The organism is Kitasatospora sp. NPDC093558 (genome assembly GCF_040683475.1).
Taxonomy (GTDB): Bacteria; Actinomycetota; Actinomycetes; order Streptomycetales; family Streptomycetaceae; genus Kitasatospora.
Window position 1 is genome coordinate 1 of the sequence record NZ_JBFBDY010001122.1, and the last position, 1,505, is coordinate 1,505.

The 1,505-nt window shown below is 76.9% G+C and carries 2 protein-coding genes; both read left to right on the forward strand.

The genetic code is table 11. The annotated features are described in order from the left end of the window. The coding region (locus tag AB0O00_RS39045) for a hypothetical protein (protein ID WP_363659422.1) at window positions 1-417 on the forward strand (417 nt) is incomplete at its 5' end. Window positions 418-494: 77 nt separating this feature from the next. Continuing rightward, on the forward strand, window positions 495-1,484 hold the full coding sequence (locus AB0O00_RS39050; RefSeq protein ID WP_363659423.1) for a serine/threonine-protein kinase: 990 nt from the start codon (window positions 495-497) through the stop codon (window positions 1,482-1,484). Window positions 1,485-1,505: the final 21 nt, after the last annotated feature.

Here is a 1,505-nt window from a genome sequence, read left to right on the forward strand (position 1 = left end):
TGGGTCGACGGCCGCCTGCTGATCACCCTCCCGGACGCCCCGCCCGCCGCCGGCGGCCCGCCCGCGCGCACCGCCGACCCGCGCCCGGCCCTCGCCGAGGCGGCGGCGGCACTGGAGCGCCACCGCGCGCTGCTGGAGCGGCTCGCGACCGGCGCCCTGGACCTGGAGTCCTTCCGGGAGCAGACGCGCGGCCTGCGGGTGGGCCTGGTCGTCGACGGCGAGGCGCTGTGGGTGTTCGACCCCGTGCACGACCGCTGGTGCTACTGCGACGGGCTCCAGCTCCAGACGTACGCGGCCACCGACCGGGTCGAGCAGGTGCCCGCCCCGCCGATGCCCGCCTCGCCCGCCCCGGCCGCCCCCGCGCCCGACGGTTACGCACCCAGCGACTACGCCCCCACCCGGACGGGCGAACCGTGATCCCGTCCGGCCCGGCCCCCGCACCGCCGCCCGAACACCCCTCCGGGCCCCCCGGGGCCCCCGGCCTGCCCGCCGGGATGGTCGGGCGGACGGTCGCCGGCTACCGCCTGGAGGACGAGATCGGGCGCGGCGGCATGGCCGTCGTCTACCGCGCGAAGGACCTGCGGCTCGGCCGGACCGTCGCCGTCAAGCTCCTCGCCCCCGAGCTCGCCCGCAACGAGGTGTTCCGCCAGCGGTTCATGCACGAGTCCGAGGCCGCCGCCGCGATCGACCACCCGCACATCGTCCCGATCTTCGAGGCCGGCGAGCACGAGGGCATCCTGTTCATCGCCATGCGCTACGTCGGCGGCGGCGACCTGCGCGCCCTGATCGGCCGCAGCGGCCCCTTCCCCGCCGAGCGGGCCGCCCGGCTGGCCCTGCAGATCGCCTCCGCGCTGGACGCCGCGCACGACCACGGCCTGGTCCACCGGGACGTCAAGCCCGGCAACGTGCTGGTCGCCGCCGGCACCGACAGCGAGCACCCCGAGCACCTGTACCTCGCCGACTTCGGGCTCACCAAGAAGTCCCTGTCGCTCAGCGGGCTGACCAGCGTCGGCCAGATCGTCGGGACGCTGGACTACGCGGCGCCCGAGCAGATCTCCGGCCGCCCGCTGGACGGGCGCTGCGACCAGTACGGCCTCGGCTGCGTGGTGTTCGAGCTGCTGGCTGGCGCGCCGCCGTTCCGCCGGGAGAGCGACCTCGCGCTCCTCTGGGCACACCTCAACGACCCGCCGCCCACCGTCCGCGAGCACCGCCCCGACCTGCCGGAGGCCGTCGACGCCGTCGTCGCCCGGGCGCTCGCCAAGGCGCCCGACGACCGGTACGCGAGCTGCCTGCAGTTCGTCGCCGAGCTGCGCGCGGCCGTGGCCTCCGCGACGGCTCCCGTCGCCTGGACGGGCGCCGGGCCGCCGACCCAGGTCGTCCCCGTGGTCTCCATCCCCGCGGTCGCCGCGGCGCCCTCCGTGCCCGAGCCGCCCGCGTGGGCCGCGCCGGTCGTCCACTCCGGAAGGAACTTCCCATGGCACTGATCGAACTCGAAGACGTCCGCC